18 protein-coding genes, 3 tRNA genes, 1 other RNA gene and 2 pseudogenes are annotated in these 22,455 nt (G+C 40.1%); 2 read left to right on the plus strand and 22 right to left on the minus strand.

Features of this window, described 5'->3' with window-relative positions:
• Positions 1 to 11 precede the first annotated feature (11 nt).
• On the minus strand, positions 12 to 743 hold the full coding sequence (locus tag EAF07_RS02660; protein ID WP_245962683.1) for a metallophosphoesterase: 732 nt from the start codon (positions 741 to 743) through the stop codon (positions 12 to 14).
• A 55-nt stretch (positions 744 to 798) separates the two neighbouring features.
• Entirely contained in the window at positions 799 to 1,287 is a 489-nt protein-coding gene (locus tag EAF07_RS02665; protein WP_121834756.1) for a Dps family protein, read from the minus strand.
• Between the two features lie 121 nt (positions 1,288 to 1,408).
• On the opposite strand from EAF07_RS02665, the gene EAF07_RS02670 reads away from it, so the two are divergent.
• Positions 1,409 to 1,807: an A24 family peptidase gene (locus tag EAF07_RS02670; RefSeq protein WP_121834757.1), complete on the plus strand. Its 399-nt coding sequence runs from the start codon at positions 1,409 to 1,411 to the stop codon at positions 1,805 to 1,807.
• Between the two features lie 62 nt (positions 1,808 to 1,869).
• Here EAF07_RS02670 and EAF07_RS02675 read toward each other — a convergent pair whose 3' ends face one another.
• The 18 genes and pseudogenes from EAF07_RS02675 to parE form a co-directional block, all read right to left on the minus strand.
• Positions 1,870 to 3,618, minus strand: a complete 1,749-nt coding sequence (locus tag EAF07_RS02675) for an ABC transporter ATP-binding protein (protein WP_121834758.1) — start codon at positions 3,616 to 3,618, stop codon at positions 1,870 to 1,872.
• A complete protein-coding gene (locus EAF07_RS02680) occupies positions 3,608 to 5,350 on the minus strand; it encodes an ABC transporter ATP-binding protein (protein WP_121834759.1) in 1,743 nt (580 codons plus the stop codon). The genes EAF07_RS02675 and EAF07_RS02680 overlap by 11 nt, the downstream gene beginning before the upstream one ends.
• A 152-nt stretch (positions 5,351 to 5,502) precedes the next feature.
• Positions 5,503 to 5,991, minus strand: coding sequence for an AAA family ATPase (locus EAF07_RS02685; protein ID WP_142925585.1), 489 nt, complete (start codon positions 5,989 to 5,991; stop codon positions 5,503 to 5,505).
• A 136-nt stretch (positions 5,992 to 6,127) separates the two neighbouring features.
• A complete protein-coding gene (locus EAF07_RS02690; RefSeq protein ID WP_121834761.1) occupies positions 6,128 to 6,646 on the minus strand; it encodes a VanZ family protein in 519 nt (172 codons plus the stop codon).
• Positions 6,646 to 7,797: a dual-specificity RNA methyltransferase RlmN gene (gene rlmN / locus EAF07_RS02695; protein ID WP_425452074.1), complete on the minus strand. Its 1,152-nt coding sequence runs from the start codon at positions 7,795 to 7,797 to the stop codon at positions 6,646 to 6,648. The genes EAF07_RS02690 and rlmN overlap by 1 nt, the downstream gene beginning before the upstream one ends.
• A 112-nt stretch (positions 7,798 to 7,909) precedes the next feature.
• Complete coding sequence (locus EAF07_RS02700) at positions 7,910 to 8,458, minus strand: YutD family protein (RefSeq protein ID WP_121834762.1); 549 nt, start codon at positions 8,456 to 8,458, stop codon at positions 7,910 to 7,912.
• Between the two features lie 247 nt (positions 8,459 to 8,705).
• Positions 8,706 to 9,350 carry a DUF3862 domain-containing protein gene (locus EAF07_RS02705; protein WP_121834763.1) on the minus strand — a complete coding sequence of 215 codons (645 nt, stop codon included), beginning with the start codon at positions 9,348 to 9,350 and terminating at the stop codon, positions 8,706 to 8,708.
• 44 nt (positions 9,351 to 9,394) lie between these two features.
• Positions 9,395 to 9,741: a transfer-messenger RNA gene (gene ssrA, locus EAF07_RS02710) on the minus strand.
• A 910-nt stretch (positions 9,742 to 10,651) separates the two neighbouring features.
• Positions 10,652 to 10,723 (minus strand) — tRNA-Arg (locus tag EAF07_RS02720).
• Between the two features lie 67 nt (positions 10,724 to 10,790).
• Positions 10,791 to 11,999, minus strand: a complete 1,209-nt coding sequence (gene rpsA, locus EAF07_RS02725; protein ID WP_121834764.1) for a 30S ribosomal protein S1 — start codon at positions 11,997 to 11,999, stop codon at positions 10,791 to 10,793.
• A gap of 85 nt (positions 12,000 to 12,084) precedes the next feature.
• Positions 12,085 to 12,156 (minus strand) — tRNA-Gln (locus tag EAF07_RS02730).
• A gap of 25 nt (positions 12,157 to 12,181) precedes the next feature.
• Positions 12,182 to 12,262, minus strand: a tRNA-Tyr gene (locus EAF07_RS02735).
• A 61-nt stretch (positions 12,263 to 12,323) separates the two neighbouring features.
• Complete coding sequence (locus tag EAF07_RS02740; RefSeq protein WP_121834765.1) at positions 12,324 to 12,554, minus strand: DUF2969 domain-containing protein; 231 nt, start codon at positions 12,552 to 12,554, stop codon at positions 12,324 to 12,326.
• 143 nt (positions 12,555 to 12,697) lie between these two features.
• A complete protein-coding gene (locus EAF07_RS02745) occupies positions 12,698 to 13,723 on the minus strand; it encodes a branched-chain amino acid aminotransferase (protein WP_121834766.1) in 1,026 nt (341 codons plus the stop codon).
• 145 nt (positions 13,724 to 13,868) lie between these two features.
• Positions 13,869 to 16,325 (minus strand): DNA topoisomerase IV subunit A, encoded by a 2,457-nt coding sequence (gene parC, locus EAF07_RS02750; protein WP_121834767.1) that lies wholly within the window; start codon positions 16,323 to 16,325, stop codon positions 13,869 to 13,871.
• 224 nt (positions 16,326 to 16,549) lie between these two features.
• On the minus strand, positions 16,550 to 17,092 hold the full coding sequence (locus EAF07_RS02755; protein ID WP_121834768.1) for a GNAT family N-acetyltransferase: 543 nt from the start codon (positions 17,090 to 17,092) through the stop codon (positions 16,550 to 16,552).
• Position 17,093: 1 nt separating this feature from the next.
• Positions 17,094 to 17,694, minus strand: a pseudogene (gene fic / locus EAF07_RS02760) (protein adenylyltransferase Fic).
• 8 nt (positions 17,695 to 17,702) lie between these two features.
• On the minus strand, positions 17,703 to 19,658 hold the full coding sequence (gene parE / locus EAF07_RS02765) for a DNA topoisomerase IV subunit B (RefSeq protein ID WP_121834769.1): 1,956 nt from the start codon (positions 19,656 to 19,658) through the stop codon (positions 17,703 to 17,705).
• A gap of 151 nt (positions 19,659 to 19,809) precedes the next feature.
• On the opposite strand from parE, the gene EAF07_RS02770 reads away from it, so the two are divergent.
• Positions 19,810 to 20,508: a helix-turn-helix domain-containing protein gene (locus tag EAF07_RS02770; RefSeq protein WP_425452075.1), complete on the plus strand. Its 699-nt coding sequence runs from the start codon at positions 19,810 to 19,812 to the stop codon at positions 20,506 to 20,508.
• A 91-nt stretch (positions 20,509 to 20,599) separates the two neighbouring features.
• On the opposite strand, the gene yihA is transcribed toward EAF07_RS02770, so the two are convergent.
• Entirely contained in the window at positions 20,600 to 21,199 is a 600-nt protein-coding gene (yihA, locus tag EAF07_RS02775; RefSeq protein WP_121834770.1) for a ribosome biogenesis GTP-binding protein YihA/YsxC, read from the minus strand.
• 6 nt (positions 21,200 to 21,205) lie between these two features.
• A pseudogene (clpX, locus tag EAF07_RS02780) lies at positions 21,206 to 22,435 on the minus strand (ATP-dependent Clp protease ATP-binding subunit ClpX).
• Positions 22,436 to 22,455 lie beyond the last annotated feature (20 nt).

Here is a 22,455-nt window from a genome sequence, read left to right on the forward strand (position 1 = left end):
TTGATAAAGAGCTAAGATAAATCTTGTTTCAAATAGTTGGGATGAAAAATCTGATAATCCGCTTCAAGTCCGTTCTTACCAATCACGACACCATGAAGACTCCCCTCGTAAACAGCACCGCCGTCAATATTGAGCTTATTATTCTTATAAATGACTTGTGTTTGCAGCTTATCTTGACGGATAGAGGTCACCGGAGTATGCCCATGAACGATTAATTTATCTGGCACAAGGTCACTCTCGTAAAAAGCTTCCCTAATCCAAATCGCATCATAACGCACCGTCCCCCTGTAATTCTCCAAGGTCAAATCAAAACCGGCATGAACACAGATAGCGTAATCATGCTCATAATACACAGGAAGATTGGTGATAAAGTCCAACAAGTCCCCATACTCTGACCTAAAAAGCTCTGCGATTTCATCAGGCGACTTTTCATCAAGAATACCTTGATAAAAAAGGCTTTCAAAAGTTTCCTTCGCCCCATTGCGCAAATACCAGTCCATCTTTTCCTCAGGAGAATCCAACCAGCGTAAAATCATATCCTCATGATTACCAGTAATACAGATCGCACCCTCATTTTCAACAAGCGCCATGACCTTCTCAAAACACTCTTTTGATTTGGGGCCACGATCAGCCAAATCTCCCAAAAAGACGAGCTGCTGACTTTCCTTGTCCCAGTGCTTCAAAAGTGCCTCTAGGAGATCAAACTCCCCATGCACATCCCCTATAACAAATAATTTTTTCACGAAAAAACCTCCACGTGTACTTATCATACACCTTTTGGAGGCTTTTGGCTATAGGTTAAAGATTTGGAGCCTGATTTAGCTCTGCTTGTAACATCCAGATGATTTTTTGGCTATCGCCCAAAGCATCCGCAAAAAGACCGTTAGTCACATCATCACCTTCTTTGTCAGTCACTTCAAGTCCAGTCTGATAAAGAGCTGACAAATAACGATAAAGCTCTACTAAACGTTCTAGACGCTCTGCTATTGTTACATCGTAAGAACCTGGAATTTCTGTCAAATTTGACTCCTCATCAAATTCTTTGAGCGTTGAAAAAGGTTTACCACCTAGCATGATTAAGCGCTCACTAAATTCATCCAAGGCATCTGCCAAACCATCCATGTACTCATCCATTTTTTCATGGAATGCAATAAAGCCTTTGCCACGCGCATACCAATGAGCTTGATGAATAATTGACATTGCCTTAGATAAATCTGCAACTGCTTGGTTCAAAACCAATTTTGTTTCTGGAAAATCAATAGTTTTTGGGGTAATTTCAAGTGCCATAATAGCCTCCTTTAGCTTAAAACGAAAATGTACTGAGTAATCAACTGCTAGCAGTTGATGTATTTATTTTAGAATCATTCTAAATAAAAGTCAAATATTTTGCTTTTACGAATAATAAAGTATGGAAAATATCTTTTATCTCTACACCCTGACACTCGGACTCATTCTCAGCTATTACGACATAAAAACACAAGAATATCCCTTAATCATCTGGCTCATAATGACTCTACTACTGCTTCCCTTTTACCCTGCCAATCTCCTTTTCACCCTACTCTGCCTACTAGGACTTTTTGCCATGCTGAGAAATATCAATATCGGAGCTGGAGATTTTTTCTATCTAGGAACTCTAGGGTTAGCAAATCCATTAACAGACCTTCTTTGGATTATCCAATTTGCAAGTCTCCTAGGCATTTTTTTCTACCTCCTTCAACTCAATAAGCAAAAAACAATAGCATTTATCCCCTTTTTAGTTGTGGGCTATGCGCTTGTTTTAATAGAGAAAGGAACAGGATGTTTGTAACTATAGTCACAATATTTTTTCGATACCAATAAAATCTCCTAGCACTTGCTAAGAGATTCTTTTTAATTCTGCATGGCTCCTGCTTGGAGTTCATACATTTTATGATAGGTGCCACCCAAGGCTAGAGGCTCCTCATGGGTGCCAGACTCGATGATCCGTCCCTTATCAAGCACATAGATACAATTGGCATCTTGGATAGTTGACAAGCGATGGGCAATAGCAATCGTTGTCCGACCTTTCCTCATCTTGGCAAGAGAATTTTGCACGATGCTTTCTGTCTCAGAGTCAATATTTGCCGTTGCTTCGTCTAAGATAAGAATTTTTGGCTGACTAGCCACCGTTCTGGCAAAGGCCAAAAGCTGGCGCTGACCTGTCGAGAACGAAGACCCACGCTCAGAAACTGGTGCATCATATTTTTCAGGTAATTTTTGAATAAATTGATCTGCATCCACAAACTCTGCAGCTGCTTGAACCTCTTCATCCGTCAACTGTTGATACATGGCAATATTAGATTTTATGGTTCCATGATATAGGAATGGATCTTGGAGAACTAGACCAACATTTTTTCGTAACTCAGCCTGACTATAATCACGAATATCAATACCATCAAGAAGAACTTGCCCTTCTGCAAATTCATAGAAACGCATGAAAACATTGATAATAGATGATTTCCCTGAACCTGTGTGACCAACAAAGGCAATCGTTTCTCCTTTTTTCACTTCAAAGGAAATGTCATCAAGAATTTTACGGCTACCATCATACGAGAAACTCACATTTTTAAAGGCAATATTCCCTTGGGTCACCCTTGCACTGCTATTATCATTTTGAACAGGCTCAAAATCAGTTTCATCAATCAGTTTGAAAACACGACCGGCAGATACCATTGAGGTTTGAAGCGTTGAAAAGTTTTGACTGACTTCAATAAGCGGATCAAAGAGACGATTCACATACTGGATAAAAGCATAGATTGTACCAGCTGTTACCGCTGTTTTCATTCCCATCGCCCCAAAATAGCCCATCAAAACAGCATAAGCCAGAAGTTTTAAAAGTGACATAGCAGGGCGAAGCATCAGACTGTCCAAAGCCATAAAGCGATTAGAGTAAAGCACATGTTCTTCATTGATGGCATCAAACTCTTCTTTGAGACGCTCTTCCTGATTGAAAGCCTGAATAATACGAATCCCTTCAATACTTTCAGACAATTTACTGTTGATATCTGAGAGAAGCGAACGCGTTTTTTCAATAACAGCAGTTGACTTTTTACGGTATAAATTCACAAGAATAAAGATGAAGGATAAGAAAATCACAACCAAACTCGTCAATTTAATGTCCAGAACCAACATGGTATAAAGCGTCACCGTGAAGACAAATATAGCTGAGATAAAACTCGATAAAATTCCAGAGAACATCTCACTGATGGATTCTGTATCATTGGTCAAACGAGACACAATAGAACCCGCAGGTGTTTTATCAAAGTAAGACATCCCTAAACGTTCCATCGTCGCAAAGGCATCACGACGAATATCTCGGACAATGCTGTAAGAAACACGCGCAAAAAGCAAATTACCTAGGTAAGAAAAAGCTGCGCGTAAGAGGTAAAGAAGATAATACCCCACCAAAATCAGACCTGCTGTCTGCGTCATATTGCCAAGGTAGTCATCAATAAAGCGACTAGCCACCAATGGAATAATGGTTTGTAGAACGGTTGTGGTCAAAAGAAAAGTTAGTGCCAGAACAGTTAACCATTTATAATTTTTTAAATAGGATAGAAGACGTTTGAGAACTTCCCATTGATTTTGTTTAGTTTTCATCAACACCCTCCATTTCTAATTGTTGTGAAGCATAGGTTTCAGCATACCAACCATTTTGCGCCAACAGTTCTTCATGAGTTCCACGCTCAAGGATACGCCCATCTTGCATGACCAAAATAAGGTCGGCATGAACTACTGCTGACAAGCGGTGCGCTGTGATAATCGTTGTCTTATGGTCACGTGTCTCTTTCAGATTTTCAATAATGGCATGCTCAGTCTTAGCATCTACGGCAGATAGACTATCATCCAAAATCAGAATATCAGGATTCAAAATCATGGCACGACTCATGGCCAAGCGCTGCTTTTGTCCCCCAGAAAGAGAAACTCCCTTTTCACCAATTAAAGTATCAAAACCTTCAGGCATCGCTTTAATATCATCATAGACTTGAGCCAGCTTAGTCGCTTTTTCCACTTGTTCCAATGGCAGAGCAGGATTTCCAAAACGAACATTTTCTAAGATTGTTGTCGCAAATAAAAATTGGTCTTGCGGAACATACCCCATCAAACCACGCAAATCAGACAAACGATAATCACGAATATCATTTCCATCTAACTTAATGGAACCTTCATTAACATCGTATTCACGCAATAATAGCTTAATCAAGGTTGTCTTACCAGAACCTGTCTGACCAACCAAGCCAAGTGTTTGACCTTTTTCAAGAGTAAAATGAATAGCTTCAAGAGTAGGTTCACCCTCGTAAGCGAAGTGATCAATAGCGTATTCTAAACAACCATTGCAAATCCCCTCAACTGGACTATCTGTCTCCTGAACATCAGATTCTTGATCTAATAATTCAGCAATACGGTCATAGGAAACATTACCACGTTGTGTGATATTGAAAAGGAATCCCACAGCCATCAAAGGCCAAACGAGCATATCTAAGTAGGTCACAAAAGTAACAAGATTACCAACAGTTACCTGCCCCGCTTGTACCATATAAGAACCGACTAAAAGGGTCAAGACATAGCTGGCTCCTACAAAAAGCATCACTGTCGGATCAAACATCGCATTGTACTTCATGGAAACCAGATTCTTTTCAAAAGCTGCTTCGTTGACTTCTTGGAATGCTTGCGTTTCTTGCTCTTGGTAGCCAAATGATTTGGTCACCTTAATTCCAGAAACTGATTCTTGGACCTTATTGTTAAGGTCTGAAAAGGCAGCTTGAGATTGTCGGAATGATTCGTGGTTCTTACGTCCCAGACGACTTGTTGCCAAAGCCATAAATGGTAAAGGTAACACAGCAATCAAGGTCATTTGCCATGAAATGCTAAAAAACATGGTCGCTAAAGTGACTAGAGCTGTTACCGAAGCATCTACCGCTGACATCACACCACCCCCAGCAAGACGAGTGAGAGAATTAATGTCGTTGGTCGCATGCGCCATCAAATCACCTGTACGGTATTTTTGATAGAAAGAAGGTGACATCTTGGTAAAATGCTCAAAGAGCCTAAAACGCATGATTTGCCCTAGGCGATAGGATGTTCCAAAAATGTACATCCGCCAAATATAGCGTAAAAAGTACATGCCTAGCGAAGCCAGTAACAAATAAACCAGATTAAGCGCCAATTCTGTTAGCGTTAGACTCCGACTGGCAATATGGTCAACAATAACCCCCATCACAAAAGGGGGGACCAGATTAAGCACTGCAACCAAGCTCAGGGCAATAATCCCAATAAGATATCGGCGTCTTTCTTGATAGAAAAACCACCATAATTTTTTTATAATTTGCATAATCTTAATGTAAGACTTTCTGAATATTGGTTTAAACTTATTACAGAAAGACCTACCTGTTTCCCTTTCAATTTCTTTTCATCTATTGCGCGCTATTTTCAGCACACACAACTTTTATCATACACCTTAGACCTAGTCTAAGGTCAAGTATTTTATCTAAAAAAATGCAAAGCATCCTTCGAGTTGGTCACCTTTATCACTTTTACAGTTGAGAATTGTTCCAAAAGTTCCTCTGTCTTTTGATGACTTTTTGGAAAACCCCATATAAAACGAATAAAGTCCCAGTCAATACTTTTGGGATTTCCAGCACTATTCTTTTGAAAAAGGCTGTGCAGGTACCGTTTGACAGCACGATATAGACAGACTAAGCGTGGTACTTGTAGCCAGATCACCAGATCTGCTCTTTTGAGCCGAACTTCCATAGAACTACCATAATTACCATCAATGATCCAAGAACTACCCACCACTGCTTTGTCTAACCGCTCCAAGAAAACCTCTTTAGAAACAGTCTCCTTGTCATCAATCCAATTCAACTTATCAAGATGGATAAGGGGAAGCTGCAACTCTCGAGCTAATAATTGAGCGAAAGTGGATTTCCCTGCCCCAGGAGAGCCAATAATCATTATTCTCTGATACATCATCTACCTCCAAGAAAGGAAGGCTGGTAAACTTAACCCAGCCTTCTTTTATAATAATAGTCTAACGCAGTTAGTTGAATATTAAAACAATTCTGTACGCTATATCATCCAAAGATTGAAAATTAAGTAGTAAAAGGAGTTACAACTTCTCTCCCACTCTCAATAAAGTTTGGAGTCTATTAAATGCCCAAAAAGCAATAGCTCCCCCAAGTGTATTTGTCCAAAGGTCATCAATCTCAAAAACACGATTAGCATCAATGAGCACATCTAGCACAAGCTGACCCGTTTCAATGATTAAGGAAATGGCAAAGCTTAGAAAGACGATTTTCTTCAGACTTCTCAGATTTGGAAAAAGACCAAGCAAACCCAACATCAAGGGAAAAATGAGAAAAATATTCATCAGATTTTGCCCAATCACCCAAGAAATCTCTTTTAAATTATCTAGTTCACCAAAACTCAGTAAGGAATTAAAGGGAACTAAAAGAAATACCATTCTTCCAACTGAAAAAACATTTGGGGTCTCAACACCCTCAATAATTCCATATTGCGGCGTCCAGCAAAGCAAAACCAAAAGAAAACAGTAGATAATCACCAAACTCCAAGTCAGCTGACGTCCTTTTGAGGTTAGCTCTGCTTGTTTATCAAAAAAAATAGACATTAACGACCTGCAGCTTCAACAACCGCCTTACGACGATCTGCTTTCATCGTATTTGAACGAAGTTGCCCACAAGCTGCATCAATATCCGTTCCATGCTCTTGGCGCACAACACAGTTAACGCCATTCTTCTTAAGAACATCATAGAAGGCAGCGGTTCTTTCCTTTGTCGAACGGCTGTACTGATCATGCTCAGAGACAGGGTTGTATGGAATCAAGTTAATATAAGATAACTTGCGAATTTTCTTAGTCAAGTCAGCCAACTCTTGCGCATTCTCAACATGGTCATTCACTTCATTAAGCATGATATACTCAAAGGTCACACGACGGTTAGTTGTTGCAATATAGTATTCAATCGCTTCAAAGAGTTTCTCCAGAGGGAAAGAGCGGTTGATACGCATGATATTTGAACGCAAATCATTATTTGGCGCATGAAGCGAAACAGCAAGATTGACTTGCACACCTTCATTGGCAAAATCTTTGATTTTGTGAGCAAGACCAGAGGTTGATACCGTAATGTGGCGCGCACCAATTGCAAGCCCTTTGTCATCATTAACCACATGAAGGAAATTCATCACATTGTTATAGTTATCAAGCGGTTCACCAATTCCCATCACAACGATATGACTAACACGCTCTCCCTGACCACGCTCATCAAAATATTTTTGCACCAACATGATTTGAGCAACAATTTCTCCACTCACCAAGTCACGTTGCTTAGGAATCAAGCCAGAGGCACAGAAAGTACATCCGATATTGCACCCAACCTGAGTTGTGACACAGACAGAAAGTCCATAGTGCTGACGCATCAAAACCGTCTCAATCAACATCCCATCAGGAAGCTCGAACAAATATTTAACCGTACCATCTTTTGACTCTTGAACGATACGCTGTTTAAGCGGATTGATACAAAAGTTTTCATCTAATTTCGCAATGAAGTCTTTAGAAATGTTAGTCATCTCGTCGAAAGATTGGACACGTTTACGGTACAACCAATCCCAGATTTGAGTTGCACGGAATTTTTTCTCACCATTTTCAATCGCCCACTCAATCAACTGTTCTTGTGTCAAATTGTAAATAGAAGGTTTATAACCAGGCATTTCTTCTAATTTAGGACGACGCTTTGGTCTTGTTACTTTTACATCTTCAGTCATTATTAAAATCCCTATGAGCTCTAAACACCAAGCAGATGCTATGATACTTCTCCAAGGTTTGCCCATATTCGGCTATTATCTAGTCGAATATCCCTTTCTTTTTCTCTAAAATTTATCGTTCTTTTTTACGAATGGTAAAATGTTGACCTGACTCCGTCAGTTCGCGTTCAGATATTCTCTGACGCTTTCTCTCTTTTTTATCACGATCAATATTAGTCGTCATTTTAAATTCTTTTTGCCCTTTACCACTTGATGGCTTACGGCGACGTCTACGACGACGTTTTGAAGGTTCTTCATCTTCTGAAACCATTTCACGAGGCTCTGCATTTTCCAAAACAAAATAAGCACAACCAAAGGCACAATACTCCTTGAGGTAATCCTCTAAATGTGAAATTTTATTGCCAGTAACGACTGGCTTATCATCCTTGTAAAACCCTTTAAGACGGAGCTGCTCGTTGCCCCAATCACCAACGATATAATCATACTTGAGCAACCATTCTGAAAAACGCTGATTAAAAGCTTCTAATTCAAAACCATCCTTGTGATTATCCAAGAGCGTCAAACTAATGTCATCCGTTTTAACAATCTGGTCAAAATGAACAAATACTGGTCCAGGAAACTTATTATAATTGTACATTTCCGGAGAAATCTCTTTTCTCATCGCAATCCTTTCTTTTGATATCTTCATTTATAGAGGGGCATCGTTTACCAAGACTCCCGCAATTTATTTCTACTATTGTAACCTTAATATTATACCCTATTTTCCAAAAAATTGTTAGTAAAAACATGCTAGTCCATGGGAAAGGCAGGATATTTCTAGCTGAAGCAAAAAACCAAACATTAAGCTGAAACAAAAAAGCCACCCGTTCCGATGACTTCTTAGCATGATCTAACTGTTTAGTTGCTTCTTAATCCTTAAGACCAGTTTGCTCAATTTGAGTTAGGGCATTATTTTCAAAATTAAGAATTAGAGTTGCACCACTGTCAGTCTTAAGACCACTAGTCCAAACCGCTTGAATTTCTTCTTTTTCAGATGACATCGCTTGAGACATAACATCAGGCTGTCCCAATTTATCAGATACCGCTTGAAAACTCTCTCCAAGATTATCACCTTGTGTTACTTTCAGAGCATCCACCGCCGATTTTGTAATCGTCTGTTCTCGGTTAAATTGAAAATTAGAAATCGACCGAACAATACTGCTATCTTGGTAAAGATGAACACGCAATGACACTTGATCAAACGCCCAACTATAAAGATCTACAGAAACATCACCCGCTGGAACGGTTTCATGACTAACCGGCTCGCCAAACATCTTCTTCAACGTCTCAAGATTTGTCCCACCTTTAAACTCATTAGCAGCTGTCGCTAATACAATCTCGTTAAACTTGAGACGAATATCCTGATGCGCCGGAGTGGTATCTTTTTTCACAATAGTAGTATTTAGTTCAGTATTTGCAAGATCAGCCTCTTTCTTAGCTTCTTTTTTTGAACCACATGCCGCTAACCCAAAGAGTGATAAGACAACACCAAGAATCATTAACTGTTTTTTCATCTTTTTTTCCTTTTAAAAATGGCAGAGCTAGTCCGCCAAATAAGATATGGAGCCGGTGGGAGTCGAACCCACGTCCAAACACCTGCCAACACATTCGTCTACAACCATAGGCTATGTCTTCATTTAACAAGATTTCGATACATAGCTCAAACCCAAATCTTGCGAGTCTATCAATCTCTTTTTAACCAGCTAGACAATAGTTAAACGTAGCTTGCTGTTTTAAGACTTCTAATGGGACACAAGCAATCTCATAGAAGTCACGCTTGCTGGTGTTTAGGCAGCGAGAGCGTAAGAGTTTGTATTTTTTGCAGTTATATTTAACTGAACGTTAACGCCGTCACGCGAGTTGCAAAATATGCCTCATAATGCCTGTCGAATCCGTAACGACCCCTTATGAGTATAAATACTTTCTAAGTATAACAAATTTTAGATTGACTTGCAATCATTAAACACAAGATGCACAAACTCCTGCTATCAAAAGCTGTAATAACTCAGACAAACTAAAACAAAAATATTTTTTAAAGTCAATTAGTTTTTATTTAGTATTTTTGTTAGCACTTCTCCTAATGTGGTGTGGGGCGCTCAAAAGGTCTAGGAGACCTTTTGAGGTGGGAAATGAAGCTGACGAAGTCAGTGTCACAACCTCCCCTCCTACAGAGTTCCATTCCTTCTTGGCAAGCCTAGGTCTCCTTCGCTCTCTGGTTTCTAAGCTCAGGCTGAAACTGTCCACTGGACAATTTCAGCCCCACGAGGTTGGGACATAAATATCTCAACCTTCTATTTTTTATGGTAATAACAGATTGACGCAGTGGTTGATTGGAGGTCCTAAACCCTTGCCACGCAATCGTTAGCGGCCATCCTAATCAACTGTGCGGAGGTGGGACGACGAAGTCAATTTCTTCGAAATCATGACTTCTGTCCCACTCTCTATCACCACTGCGGAAAGTGCTAGTTGTGGCGACTTCGTCGCTCGTAATGATTGCAGAAAATACCAGCAATAAAATATTATAAAACAACCATATATTGAAGAGGAATTCAGTGTGACTGAGACATTTTATCTTAAACGAGTTTACTATTTTAAAGCTAAAACACTATAGTTATCTGGTATATAAAGGTGTCAACATTGTCACCATCTCAAAAATCGTTGGGCACAAAGATATCAACGAAACGCTTAAGACTTACTCGCACCTTTTCGAAAAAAGCAAAGAAGAAGAATTTGAACAAATCAGAAATTTTTGGGGCGAGATTGGGGCAACATAGTAAAAAAGCCTTATTTTAAAGGCTTTTTCTGTTATATTTCATCCACTCTAAGGGAATCGAACCCCTATTTCAAGAACCGGAATCTTGCGTGATATCCATTACACTAAGAGTGGGAACTTAAATATTATAGCATGAAATAGAAAAAAATAAAAGACCTGATAAACAGGTCTTTTGCTTGAATTACAATTCAATATCACCGAAAAGATCAGCCATTGAGAATCCAGTTTGAGTTTCTGGCAATTCGTAATCACGTTTAGCTTCACGTTTTGGAGCGCGACGACGTGGTTGACGTTTTTCGCCTTCTTCACTAGAATTTTCTTCACGTGCTGGACGCTCTTCCAATGCTTTGATTGAAAGTGATACGCGCTCAGCTTCAGCGTTTACTTCAAGAACTTTAACAGTTACATCTTGACCAGCTGAAAGAACATCTTTTGGATTTTCAACACGTTTGTGTGAAATTTGTGAGATGTGAACAAGTCCATCAATACCTGGTAATACTTCAACGAAAGCACCGAAGTCTGTCAAGCGTTTAACTTTACCTTCGATAACGTCACCAGCTGCAAGTTTTTGCTCAACGCCATCCCATGGTCCAGGTGTTGTTGCTTTAAGAGAAAGTGACACACGTCCTTCTTCTTCGTCGATTGCAAGAACTTTAACTTCTACTTCCTCACCTACAGATACAACTGATTTTTGAGAAGCGTTACGCTCATGTGACAATTCAGTCACGTGAACAAGTCCGTCAACACCACCAAGATCGATGAAAGCACCGAAGCTTGTCAAACGTGCAACTTTACCAGTTACAACTGAACCAACTGCAATATTTGAGAAGATTTCTTGACGAGCTGCTGCTGCTGTTTCTTCTACAACTTCACGACGTGACAAGATGAAACGATTTTCAGCTGCATCAACTTCTTTAATTTTAGCATCAAATTCTTGACCTACAAATTGTTCAGTGTTACGAACAAAGCGTGTATCGATCATTGATGCTGGGATGAAACCACGAAGTCCTTCAAACTCAACTGAAAGTCCACCTTTAACAGCACGAGTACCTTTAACAGTAACAACTTCGCCTTCGCGACCAACTAATTTGTCCCAAGCTTTGCGAGCTTCCAAACGTTTTTTAGATACAAGGTAAGTTACTGTATCAGTATCTTTACCTACAACTTGACGAAGAACAAGCACTTCAAGTGTTTCGCCAGCTTTTACAAGGTCATTGATGTCAGCATTACGGTCGTTAGTCAATTCACGAAGAGTCAATACACCTTCAACACCAGTTCCGCTGATGATAAGGTTAGCTTGACCAGCGTCAACTGTCAATACTTCTGCAGTGACAACATCACCTGGGTTAACTTCGCTAACACTGTTTAGCAAATCTTCAAATTCATTCATTCTAAAAAATCCTCCAACAAAACCCAGCCTATTCTGGGTTTTGGTATATCTTATTTTCAAGGTTACTCGCAAGAGCTTACCATGACTGGGGTAGCTGGATTCGAACCAACGCATGAGGGAGTCAAAGTCCCTTGCCTTACCGCTTGGCTATACCCCAAAACTATACTGGAGCAAACTCCATATGGAAAGAGAGGGATTCGAACCCCCGAACCCGAAGGAGCGGATTTACAGTCCGCCGCGTTTAGCCTCTTCGCTATCTTTCCAAAACACAAGGATTAGTATAACATAGTTCCTTGTCAAAATCAAGTCATATATTTAATTTTTTTAATGATTTAAATTGTAATTTTCAATAATTTTTTCAATGGCTTGGTCTAATGTCTTATAAAAACTATCAACTTTGCTATCTTTTACAAGGGCAAAGCGGTCATCAAGCTCTGCGATTTCACCAATCATTTTTTTTGAAATATTAAGTTGATAACCATCAACTTTGGTCCCATTCACATCAATTTTGGCATCTGCAATTTGAATTTCAATTTTTTTATCTTTTTTACTCATAATAACAATTATTTAGGCATCAAACAGTGTAGCAAGCTAATGTTACAATGTTTTGAACTCCTTTTTCTCCTTACTTATTTTTCATGCAACAGTACTATTTTACCGAAAACCAAAAAAGCTTGCAAGCGCAAGCCTTTACTTTTCTACAAATCTACTGGAACAATCCATCCTTCTGGTGCTTCTTTGTCACCAAATTGGATTCCTGTCAATTCATCATATAATTTTTTCGTGACTGGGCCGACTTCTGTTTCACTGTAAAAGACGTGAAAGTCGTCGCCATGTTGTACGCCCCCAATAGGTGAGATAACCGCTGCTGTTCCACAAGCTCCTGCTTCTGTAAATTTATCTAATTCGTCCACAAAAACATCTCCTTCAATGGCTTTCATACCAAAGCGGTGCTCAGCAAGGTATAACAACGAATACTTTGTAATAGACGGTAAGATAGATGGACTAATCGGTGTGATAAATTCATTTTCAGCTGTGATACCGAAGAAATTGGCTGAACCGACTTCTTCAATTTTAGTGTGAGTCGCTGGGTCAAGATAAATCACATCTGAGAAACCAGCAGCTTTAGCTTTTTTACCTGGTAAAAGACTAGCTGCATAGTTCCCTCCCACCTTAGCTGCACCCGTTCCATTTGGAGCTGCACGGTCGTAATCATCTTGAATGAGGAAGTTTGTCGGAGCAAGTCCACCTTTAAAGTAATTTCCTACAGGCATTGCAAAAACGGTGAAAAGATATTCTTCTGCTGGTTTTACGCCGATAATGTCACCAACGCCAATCAGCAAGGGACGAAGATATAGCGTTCCTCCTGTTCCATATGGCGGAACAAAGTCTGCATTCGCTTTGACAACTTGCTTACAGGCATCAATAAATTTCTCTGTCGGCACAGGTTCCATCAAAAGACGATCTGCTGTGCGTTGTAGACGCTTGGCATTTTCATCAGGACGGAATAACTGGATTGAACCCTCTTTCGTCCGATAAGCTTTTAATCCCTCAAACGCCTGTTGTCCATAGTGCAGGGCAGGTGAGCTTTCTGAGATATGAAGTTGAGCATCTTCAACTAAAGTACCCTCATCCCATTTCCCATCCTTAAAGTAAGAAATATAGCGCAGTGGCAATTTGCGGTATTCAAATCCTAAATTTTCCCAATCTAATTGAACTGTCATGGTATTATCCTCACTCTTTCAATAATAATTGCTATTAAGTATAGCGCTTTTGGGACAGAAAATCAATAAATTTTCAGATAATTCTGTATTTTTATGGATAAAATATTAAAACCCTCTAGTCATTCAACTAGAGAGCCGCAATTTCTTATTTCAGTCTCGCAGATAGAACTTCCTGATCAGAGATACTATCATTGATAAACGTTCCGTTGCTTGTGCGTTCAGAGAGTGTTAAATTCGCAAGATTTTTCTCAGTCACTTGACCTGTAGTTGAGGTGACTAACAGAATTTGCTCATCTGTCTGTTCAACTTCTGTCGCAAATAAATCCAGTTCAGCTCCGCTATTTTCCGAAAGAACCGGACCAGCCATAAAGACACGGTGAGGTTTAGACTTCAATTCACGAAGAACCTGTAAACCCCGTCCAGCGCGCTTGGTTTGCGGGATATCAGATATAGCAACACGCTTCAAGCTACCACGCTGAGTTAAGAGGTAAAAACTGTCGGTATTTGCAATAAAGGCAGAGCGGAGAACATCATCTCCTTTGAGGTTGATTGCCTTAACGCCAGCTGCTTTTGCCCCTACAATAGGAACTTCTTCGATATTGAAACGAAGGGCATAACCGTTGTAAGTGACTAGCATCACATCGTCCAATAAGATTGGATTCACAGTTATCACTCTGTCAGTGTCATCTTTCAATTTGGCAAATTTAAGTGATTTAGACTTGTAGGTACGCCATGGCGTAAATTCCTTGCGCTCCACCCGTTTAACTTGACCAAACTTAGTGACAGCGAAGTAGACACCCGTTTCAAAATCATCTACGATTTCAACATAGAGCACTTCTTCGTCATTTCCAAAGTTAGTAATCGTCTGTGACAGGTGCTCTCCGATATCCTTCCAACGGATATCTGTCAATTCATGTATCGGACGATAAATGACATTTCCAAGCGTGGTGAAAATGAGCAACTGTTGCGTTGTCTTAGCTTGACTGTAAAAGACCAGTTCATCTTCATCACGTTTTCCAATTTCATCGATATGTGACGCATTGAAAGAACGTGGACTTGTGCGTTTGATGTAACCGCCACGCGTCACGCTGACAAATGTTTCTTCTTCAACGATGAGACTAGCGGTATCAATTTCAATAGTCTCTGCCTCCACTTGCAACTCCGATCGGCGAGGATTTCCGAAGAGTTTTTTGATGTCACGCAATTCGCGTTTCATAACATTGTACATGGTGCGTTCATCGCCGATAATAGCTGCCAAGGTAGCAATACGTTCACGCAGCTCTGCCTCTTCGTTTTCCAAGGTAACAATATCGGTATTGGTCAAGCGATAAAGTTGCAAGGTCACGATGGCCTCTGCTTGTTCTTCTGAAAAATCATAACTAACTTTTAAGTTTTCTTTAGCGTCAGCTTTATTTTCTGAAGCACGGATAAGGGCAATCACTTCATCTAAAATCGAGATGACACGAATCAAGCCCTCAACGATGTGGAGACGACGCTCTGCTTTTTCTTTATCGAAAATCGAACGCGCCACAATCACTTCACGGCGGTGCGCAATGTAGCTAGAGAGGATTTTTTGAAGACCAACTTGACGAGGAGTGAAATTGTCAATCGCCACCATGTTGAAGTTGTAGTTCACTTGAAGGTCTGTGTATTTGAGAAGGTAGTTAAGGATAGTCTGACTATCCGCATCCTTTTTGAGCTCGATAGCAATGCGCAATCCTGTACGGTCAGACTCATCACGGACTTCTGCGATGCCTGGGACCTTATTATTGACGCGAACATCATCAATACGTTTGACGAGAACAGCCTTGTTGACCTCATAAGGAATTTCAGTCACAACAATCTGCTGTTTGCCACCCTTGAGGTTTTCAATTTCGGTGCGTGAACGAACAACGACACGTCCTTTACCTGTCTCATAGGCCTTCTTAATTTCATCCGCTCCTTGGATAATACCTCCTGTTGGGAAATCTGGTCCAGGTAGAAATTCCATCAACTTCTCTAATTTAGCAGATGGATGGTCAATCATATAGACGACAGCATCAATAACCTCTGCTAAATTATGAGGAGGAATATCGGTCGCATAACCTGCTGAAATACCTGTTGCACCATTGACCAATAGATTTGGAAAGGCTGCTGGTAAAACCGTCGGCTCTTTTTCCGTATCATCAAAGTTCCAAGCCCATGGGACAGTTTTCTTTTCGATGTCTTGAAGGAGATAGCCTGCAATTTCAGATAAGCGTGCCTCAGTATAACGCATAGCAGCTGGCGGATCGCCATCCATAGAACCATTGTTTCCGTGCATTTCCACTAAAATTTCACGGTTTTTCCAATCCTGAGACATACGAACCATGGCATCATAAATCGAACTGTCACCGTGTGGGTGGAAATTACCCATGATATTACCAACAGACTTGGCAGACTTACGGTAGCCCTTATCATGAGTATTGCCATCTTTATTCATCGAATAAAGAATACGACGCTGAACGGGTTTTAAACCGTCACGAATATCAGGAAGCGCACGCTCCTGAATGATGTATTTGGAGTAGCGACCAAAGCGCTCTCCCATAATGTCCTCAAGGGACATATTTTGAATGTTTGACATAAGATACAAAGGGACCTTTCACTTGCGAAAAATTTCCTAGAAATTTAGTCCCGTGTTCAGTTAGAAAAGTAACTGAACATTCCTTTCTTTGTTTCTATAATGTTAAAGGAACTAGTCCTTTTTATTATTTTTTAATACATTTCTGATGTAATAATATCGTCCCACTTAATTTGATAACTTTAATTTTAAAAAATGATTGCTACATAGCCACTAAGTTGAAAGAATTAGCGTGCCTTACTAGAAATCTTATATAAAACATGCTTCTGAAGTGGATGTCCGTCATCGACATGTTCGCTCAAAAATTCTCTAATAAACGTCATTCCTAATTTTTCCATCACTTTTCTTGAAGGAGTATTCAACTCAGCTGTGAAACTATAAATTTCGGAGAGTTCTAAATCGTTAAAAGCATATTCTAGACAAGCTTTTGCAGCTTCAGTTGCATAACCTCGACCCCAAAATTCCTTTTTCAATCGCCAGCCTATTTCAACTATCTCTTCTGTCATAAAAGAAAGTTGCGTGTGATGTAAACCAACATAGCCAATAAAGTTTCCACTCATTTTTTCATCAACAGCCATCAGACTATAGCCACGCTTTTGAAATTCCTCTTCAATGAGTCCAAACACTTCACAGGCACGACTTGGGGTATACGGGTTGGGAAGATAGTTTCTCACTTCTGGATCTTGATTCAACTCAACAAATTGTTCTAAATCTTCTGTCTTCCACCGCCTCAACTGTAACCGTTCCGTTCCTAAGATAATCTCCGACATCTCATATCTCCTCAGTCTTGTATAGGGTATATCCCTCATAATAATAGAAGGCATCCACACCTTTAAAAAAGGTTGCTTTGCTTAAATCATCTGTTAGAGCATTCAACAGCAAGTATTTCAGTTCACCTGTCGAAACATGGATACGTTTCATGGCATTGAGATAGTCATCTTTATCAATGCTATTCCAGTCAACAACTTTCCCCAGTTTATCCATTAGCATGTTATCAAGCCAAATGCGCATAGCTCTGCCATTACCTTCACGGAAAGGGTGGGCAATGTTCATATCACAATATTTGTCAACAATGCTATCAAAATCATCATGAGGTAACTTGTCAATGTACACCAATGACTGCTCTAAGAAAATACGTGGGGCAAACTGAAAATTATCCTTAGTAATATTCACGCCACGAATTTTTCCAGCAAAATCGTAAATATCAGAGAATAACCTTTGGCGAATGTCTGCTAAACCTTTAAATGTACCGATTTCAATCTCAAATAGTACCAGTATCAAATAAGGTTTTAGCTTGTCGCTTTGTCATTTCTTCTTCTACTCTTGCTAACTCAGTAGAGTTTGTAATGCCTAACTTATTCTCTAATACCATCTTTTCTCCTACTTACTAAAAGCAGTCGCTTCTTCCAATGTAAACTTGACATTGTCTTCGATCCATTGACGGCGTGGAGCTGGTTTGTCTCCCATGAGGACTGAGACGCGGCGCTCAGCACGCGCAAGGTCATCAATGGTCACACGGATGAGGGTACGGGTGTCGGGATTCATGGTTGTTTCCCAGAGTTGGTCCGCATTCATTTCACCAAGTCCTTTATAGCGTTGTAACATAGCGCCTTTTCCAAAATCACGACGCAACTCTTCCAACTCACCATCTGTCCAAGCATAGGCAATTTTCTCTGTTTTTCCTTTGCCTTTTGACATCTTATAAAGCGGTGGCAAAGCGATATAGACATGCCCTGCTTCAACCAAAGGTCTCATGTAACGGTAGAAGAAGGTCAACAAAAGGGTCTGAATGTGGGCACCATCGGTATCCGCATCGGTCATGATGATAATCTTGTCATAGTTAATATCATCTAGCGAAAAATCAGCTCCGACACCAGCACCAATCGTGTAAATCATGGTGTTGATTTCCTCATTTTTAAGAATATCGCTCATCTTCGCCTTCTCAGTATTAAGCACCTTACCACGCAACGGAAGAATTGCTTGGAATTTACGGTCACGGCCTTGCTTAGCTGAACCACCGGCAGAATCTCCTTCGACCAGATATAATTCATTTTTAGCGGCGTTTTTAGATTGAGCTGGCGTTAATTTACCAGACAGAAGTCCCTTGTCCTTCTTATTTTTCTTACCATTACGGCTTTCATCACGCGCTTTTCGAGCCGCCTCACGGGCATCTCTTGCTTTAATGGCTTTACGGACAAGATTGGTTGCCAGTTCACCATTTTCCAAAAGAAAGAAGGTCAATTTTTCAGAAACAATGCCATCGACAACTGGACGTGCTAGAGGCGATCCTAACTTGTCTTTTGTCTGCCCTTCAAATTGCAAATGTTCTTCTGGTACAAGAATAGACAAGACAGCTGACAAGCCCTCACGGTAATCAGACCCCTCAAGATTTTTATCCTTCTCCTTGAGTAAGCCTGTTTTGCGAGCATAGTCATTCATCGCCTTAGTGATAGCTGTCTTCAAACCTGTCTCATGGGTACCACCATCTTTAGTACGAACATTATTAACAAAAGATAGGATATTATCCGAGTAACCATCATTGTACTGCATGGCAATATCAACTTGGAATCCTTGGTCTTGCCCCTCAATCGAAATGACTGGCGTCAAGGTTTCCTTGTCTTCATTCAGATAAGCGACAAAATCCTGAACCCCATTTTCATAATGGAAAGCTTCTGAAACCGGCTCTTCTCCGCGCAAATCAGTAAGCGTCATGGTCACATTTTTCAAGAGAAAGGCTGATTCTTTCAAACGTTCTGAGATGGTATTAAATTTAAAATCAGTCGTTGAAAAAATGCGATCATCTGGCATAAAGGTAACCTTAGTACCCGTTTTAGACTTAGGAGCTGTGCCAATCTTTTTCAAAGTCGTTACAGGTTTACCACCATCTTCAAAGCGTTGCTTATAAACAGCACCCTCACGAGTAATTTCAACCTCAAGCCAACTTGAAAGGGCATTGACGACAGAAGAACCCACCCCGTGAAGACCTCCTGACGTTTTATAGCCGCCTTGCCCAAATTTACCACCAGCATGGAGAACCGTGAAAATAACCTCAACAGTTGGTTTCCCAGTGGCGTGTATCCCTACAGGCATCCCACGACCGCTATCAGAAACGCTGACTGAGCCATCAGCATTCAAAGTAACGTCAATCTTATCTCCAAATCCTGAAAGAGCTTCGTCAACGGCATTGTCGACAATCTCCCAAACCAAGTGATGGAGCCCAGTTCCGTCTGTCGAGCCAATGTACATCCCAGGACGCTTACGAACCGCATCCAGCCCTTCCAAGACCTGAATAGCATCATCATTATAATTAGTTACAGTAATTTCTTTTTTAGCCAAAATAGCCTCCGAAAATTTTCATCTGTACCATTTTACCGATTTTTATCCGATTTTGCAAAATAAAATTGCTTTTATTGACTTTTTTTCAACGGACTTGATTTTTTTTCAATTATGTGATAAACTTTACTAAACTAAGATAAGGAGAATGATGATGTCTTTGGAAATAGCAGAGCGCTTAAAACAATTACGATTAAAAGCTGGATTTGAACAGGCAGAATTAGCAAGCCAGTTAGGATATAAATCAGATAGTACCATTTCCAAATGGGAATCTGGCAAAACCCTTCCTACAGGACGACGTCTAAGCCGATTAGCAGAGCTTTTAAATACAAGCACCGATTACATTCTTTATGGGCAAGAAAATCAATCCCCTCAATTAAATACTATTTTTTCTCAATTAGAAAAGGACCGCAAAGAAAAGGTCATAGACTTTGCTCAGTCAGAACTAGACGAACAAATTCGCCTTTCTAAACCACGTTTTGAATACAAGGTTTATGAAAAATTGTCAGCTGGTGGGGGCTTTTCTTATTATAACGATGGGAACTATGATAGCGTGTTTTACGAAGAAGAACTGGACCACGACTTCGCCTCTTGGATTTTTGGTGATAGCATGAATCCTGTCTATCTCAATGGCGAAGTAGCTCTTATCAAACAAACTGGTTTTGATTACGATGGTGCTGTCTATGCTGTAGACTGGGATGGACAAACCTATATCAAAAAGGTGTACCGAGAAGAAGACGGCCTCCGCTTAGTATCCCTAAACCCTAAATACAAGGACAAATTTGCTCCCTATGATGAAGATCCTCGTATCATCGGAATCATCGTCGGCCATTTTATGCCAATGGAAGTCTAACAGGGGGTCTTGAACTATGTCATAACATCTCATTCCACTTGTCATAAACTCAAAAAGCTTAGAAATACATACTGTACTTCTAAGCTTTTTCTTATAAACAATCTAGGATTGTATCCCAGGCTTCATCATAGCCCTGACGTGTTTCTGATGAGAAGATAATGAAGTTATCATTCTTATCAAAATTTAATTTTTTCTTGATGATTGATTCGTGTTTATTCCACTTTCCACGTGGAATTTTGTCTGCTTTAGTCGCAACCACAATAACAGGAATCTCATAGTATTTCAGAAATTCATACATTTGCACATCGTCAGCTGACGGTTCATGTCTCATGTCAACCAGACTGACAACCGCTCGCAAGTTATCTCGACTAGTCAGATATTCTTCAATCATCTTGCCCCATTTGGCACGTTCTGTTTTAGAAACTTTGGCATAGCCATAACCAGGAACGTCAACAAAGCGAAGCTTGTCATCAATGTTAAAGAAGTTGAGTAATTGCGTTTTACCCGGTTTACTTGATGTTCTCGCTAGATTTTTCCTGCCTAAAAGACAATTGATAAAACTCGATTTTCCAACATTTGAGCGACCTGCCAAGGCAACCTCAGGGAGATCATCTTGTGGGTAATGCGATTTGTTGGCAGCACTCAAGAGAATTGAAGCGTTGTGGGCATTTAAAACCTGTTCTTCCATGATTCCTCCTTATGCTGTTTCTAAAATCGGTTCTGCCTTGCCTTCGACAGCTTCCTTCGTAATACGCACACCTGTCACATCTTCATGGCTTGGAATTTCAAACATGATATCTAGCATGGTCTCTTCAATAATAGAACGGAGACCACGTGCTCCTGTCTTACGTTCAATAGCTTTCGCAGCAATTGTTTGTAAGGCTTCTTCATCAAATTACAATTCAACACCATCATAAGAAAGTAGCGTTTTATATTGTTTTACCAAGGCATTTTTAGGCTCAGTCAAAATTTTAACCAAATCATCGACAGTTAATTGTTCCAAAGCTGCTACTACTGGTAAACGTCCAATGAACTCTGGAATCAAACCAAATTTTTGGATGTCCTCTGAGATGATTTCCTGCATGTAAGAAGCATCATCGGCAATTTTTTTATTATTTTGTCCAAAACCGATGATTTTCTCGCCCATACGTTGCTTGACAATGTCTTCAATACCATCAAAAGCACCACCAACGATGAACAAGATGTTTTTCGTATCAATTTGAATCATCTCTTGGTTTGGATGTTTACGTCCGCCTTGAGGTGGTACGCTAGCTACGGTACCCTCGATAATTTTTAGAAGGGCTTGTTGCACGCCTTCACCAGAAACATCTCGAGTGATAGAGACATTTTCACCTTTTTTGGCAATTTTATCAATCTCATCTACGTAGATAATCCCACGCTCTGCACGTTCAATATTATAGTCAGCAGCTTGGATGAGTTTGAGTAGAATATTTTCAACATCCTCACCCACATAACCTGCTTCAGTCAAAGAAGTGGCATCGGCAATGGCAAATGGTACATTGAGACTTTTAGCCAATGTTTGAGCTAAAAAGGTCTTTCCAGAACCTGTTGGGCCAATCATAAGGATATTTGATTTTTGCAAATCAACATCGTCATCGTTACGGCTTTCTGTGAAACTGACACGCTTATAATGATTGTAAACCGCCACAGCAAGGGCACGCTTAGCCCTGTCTTGTCCGACCACGTATTGATTTAAAATTTCTAATAGTTCTTTTGGTTTTGGCACTTCTGACAAATCAGCCAAGACTTCTTCTGCTAATTCTTCTCGAATAATTTCTTGAGACAGTTCGACACATTCGTTACAGATAAAAACGCCATTCCCAGCGATAATTTTACGAACTTCTTCTTGATTTTTTCCACAGAAAGAACAATAAACTTTGTGATCCATTTTTCTGTTTGAGGCCATTTTCTCCACTTTCTAATGAT

Source organism: Streptococcus hillyeri (genome assembly GCF_003686955.1).
Lineage (GTDB): Bacteria > Bacillota > Bacilli > Lactobacillales > Streptococcaceae > Streptococcus > Streptococcus hillyeri.

Coding starts and splice junctions, on each gene's coding strand:
- EAF07_RS02665 (WP_121834756.1), bottom strand. CDS start 1,287: ATGGCACTTGAAATTACCCCAAAAACTATTGATTTTCCAGAAACAAAA.
- EAF07_RS02670 (WP_121834757.1), top strand. CDS start 1,409: ATGGAAAATATCTTTTATCTCTACACCCTGACACTCGGACTCATTCTC.
- EAF07_RS02675 (WP_121834758.1), bottom strand. CDS start 3,618: ATGAAAACTAAACAAAATCAATGGGAAGTTCTCAAACGTCTTCTATCC.
- EAF07_RS02680 (WP_121834759.1), bottom strand. CDS start 5,350: ATGCAAATTATAAAAAAATTATGGTGGTTTTTCTATCAAGAAAGACGC.
- EAF07_RS02685 (WP_142925585.1), bottom strand. CDS start 5,991: ATGATGTATCAGAGAATAATGATTATTGGCTCTCCTGGGGCAGGGAAA.
- EAF07_RS02690 (WP_121834761.1), bottom strand. CDS start 6,646: ATGTCTATTTTTTTTGATAAACAAGCAGAGCTAACCTCAAAAGGACGT.
- rlmN (WP_425452074.1), bottom strand. CDS start 7,797: ATGACTGAAGATGTAAAAGTAACAAGACCAAAGCGTCGTCCTAAATTA.
- EAF07_RS02700 (WP_121834762.1), bottom strand. CDS start 8,458: ATGAGAAAAGAGATTTCTCCGGAAATGTACAATTATAATAAGTTTCCT.
- EAF07_RS02705 (WP_121834763.1), bottom strand. CDS start 9,350: ATGAAAAAACAGTTAATGATTCTTGGTGTTGTCTTATCACTCTTTGGG.
- rpsA (WP_121834764.1), bottom strand. CDS start 11,999: ATGAATGAATTTGAAGATTTGCTAAACAGTGTTAGCGAAGTTAACCCA.
- EAF07_RS02740 (WP_121834765.1), bottom strand. CDS start 12,554: ATGAGTAAAAAAGATAAAAAAATTGAAATTCAAATTGCAGATGCCAAA.
- EAF07_RS02745 (WP_121834766.1), bottom strand. CDS start 13,723: ATGACAGTTCAATTAGATTGGGAAAATTTAGGATTTGAATACCGCAAA.
- parC (WP_121834767.1), bottom strand. CDS start 16,325: ATGTCAAACATTCAAAATATGTCCCTTGAGGACATTATGGGAGAGCGC.
- EAF07_RS02755 (WP_121834768.1), bottom strand. CDS start 17,092: ATGTCGGAGATTATCTTAGGAACGGAACGGTTACAGTTGAGGCGGTGG.
- EAF07_RS02770 (WP_425452075.1), top strand. CDS start 19,810: ATGTCTTTGGAAATAGCAGAGCGCTTAAAACAATTACGATTAAAAGCT.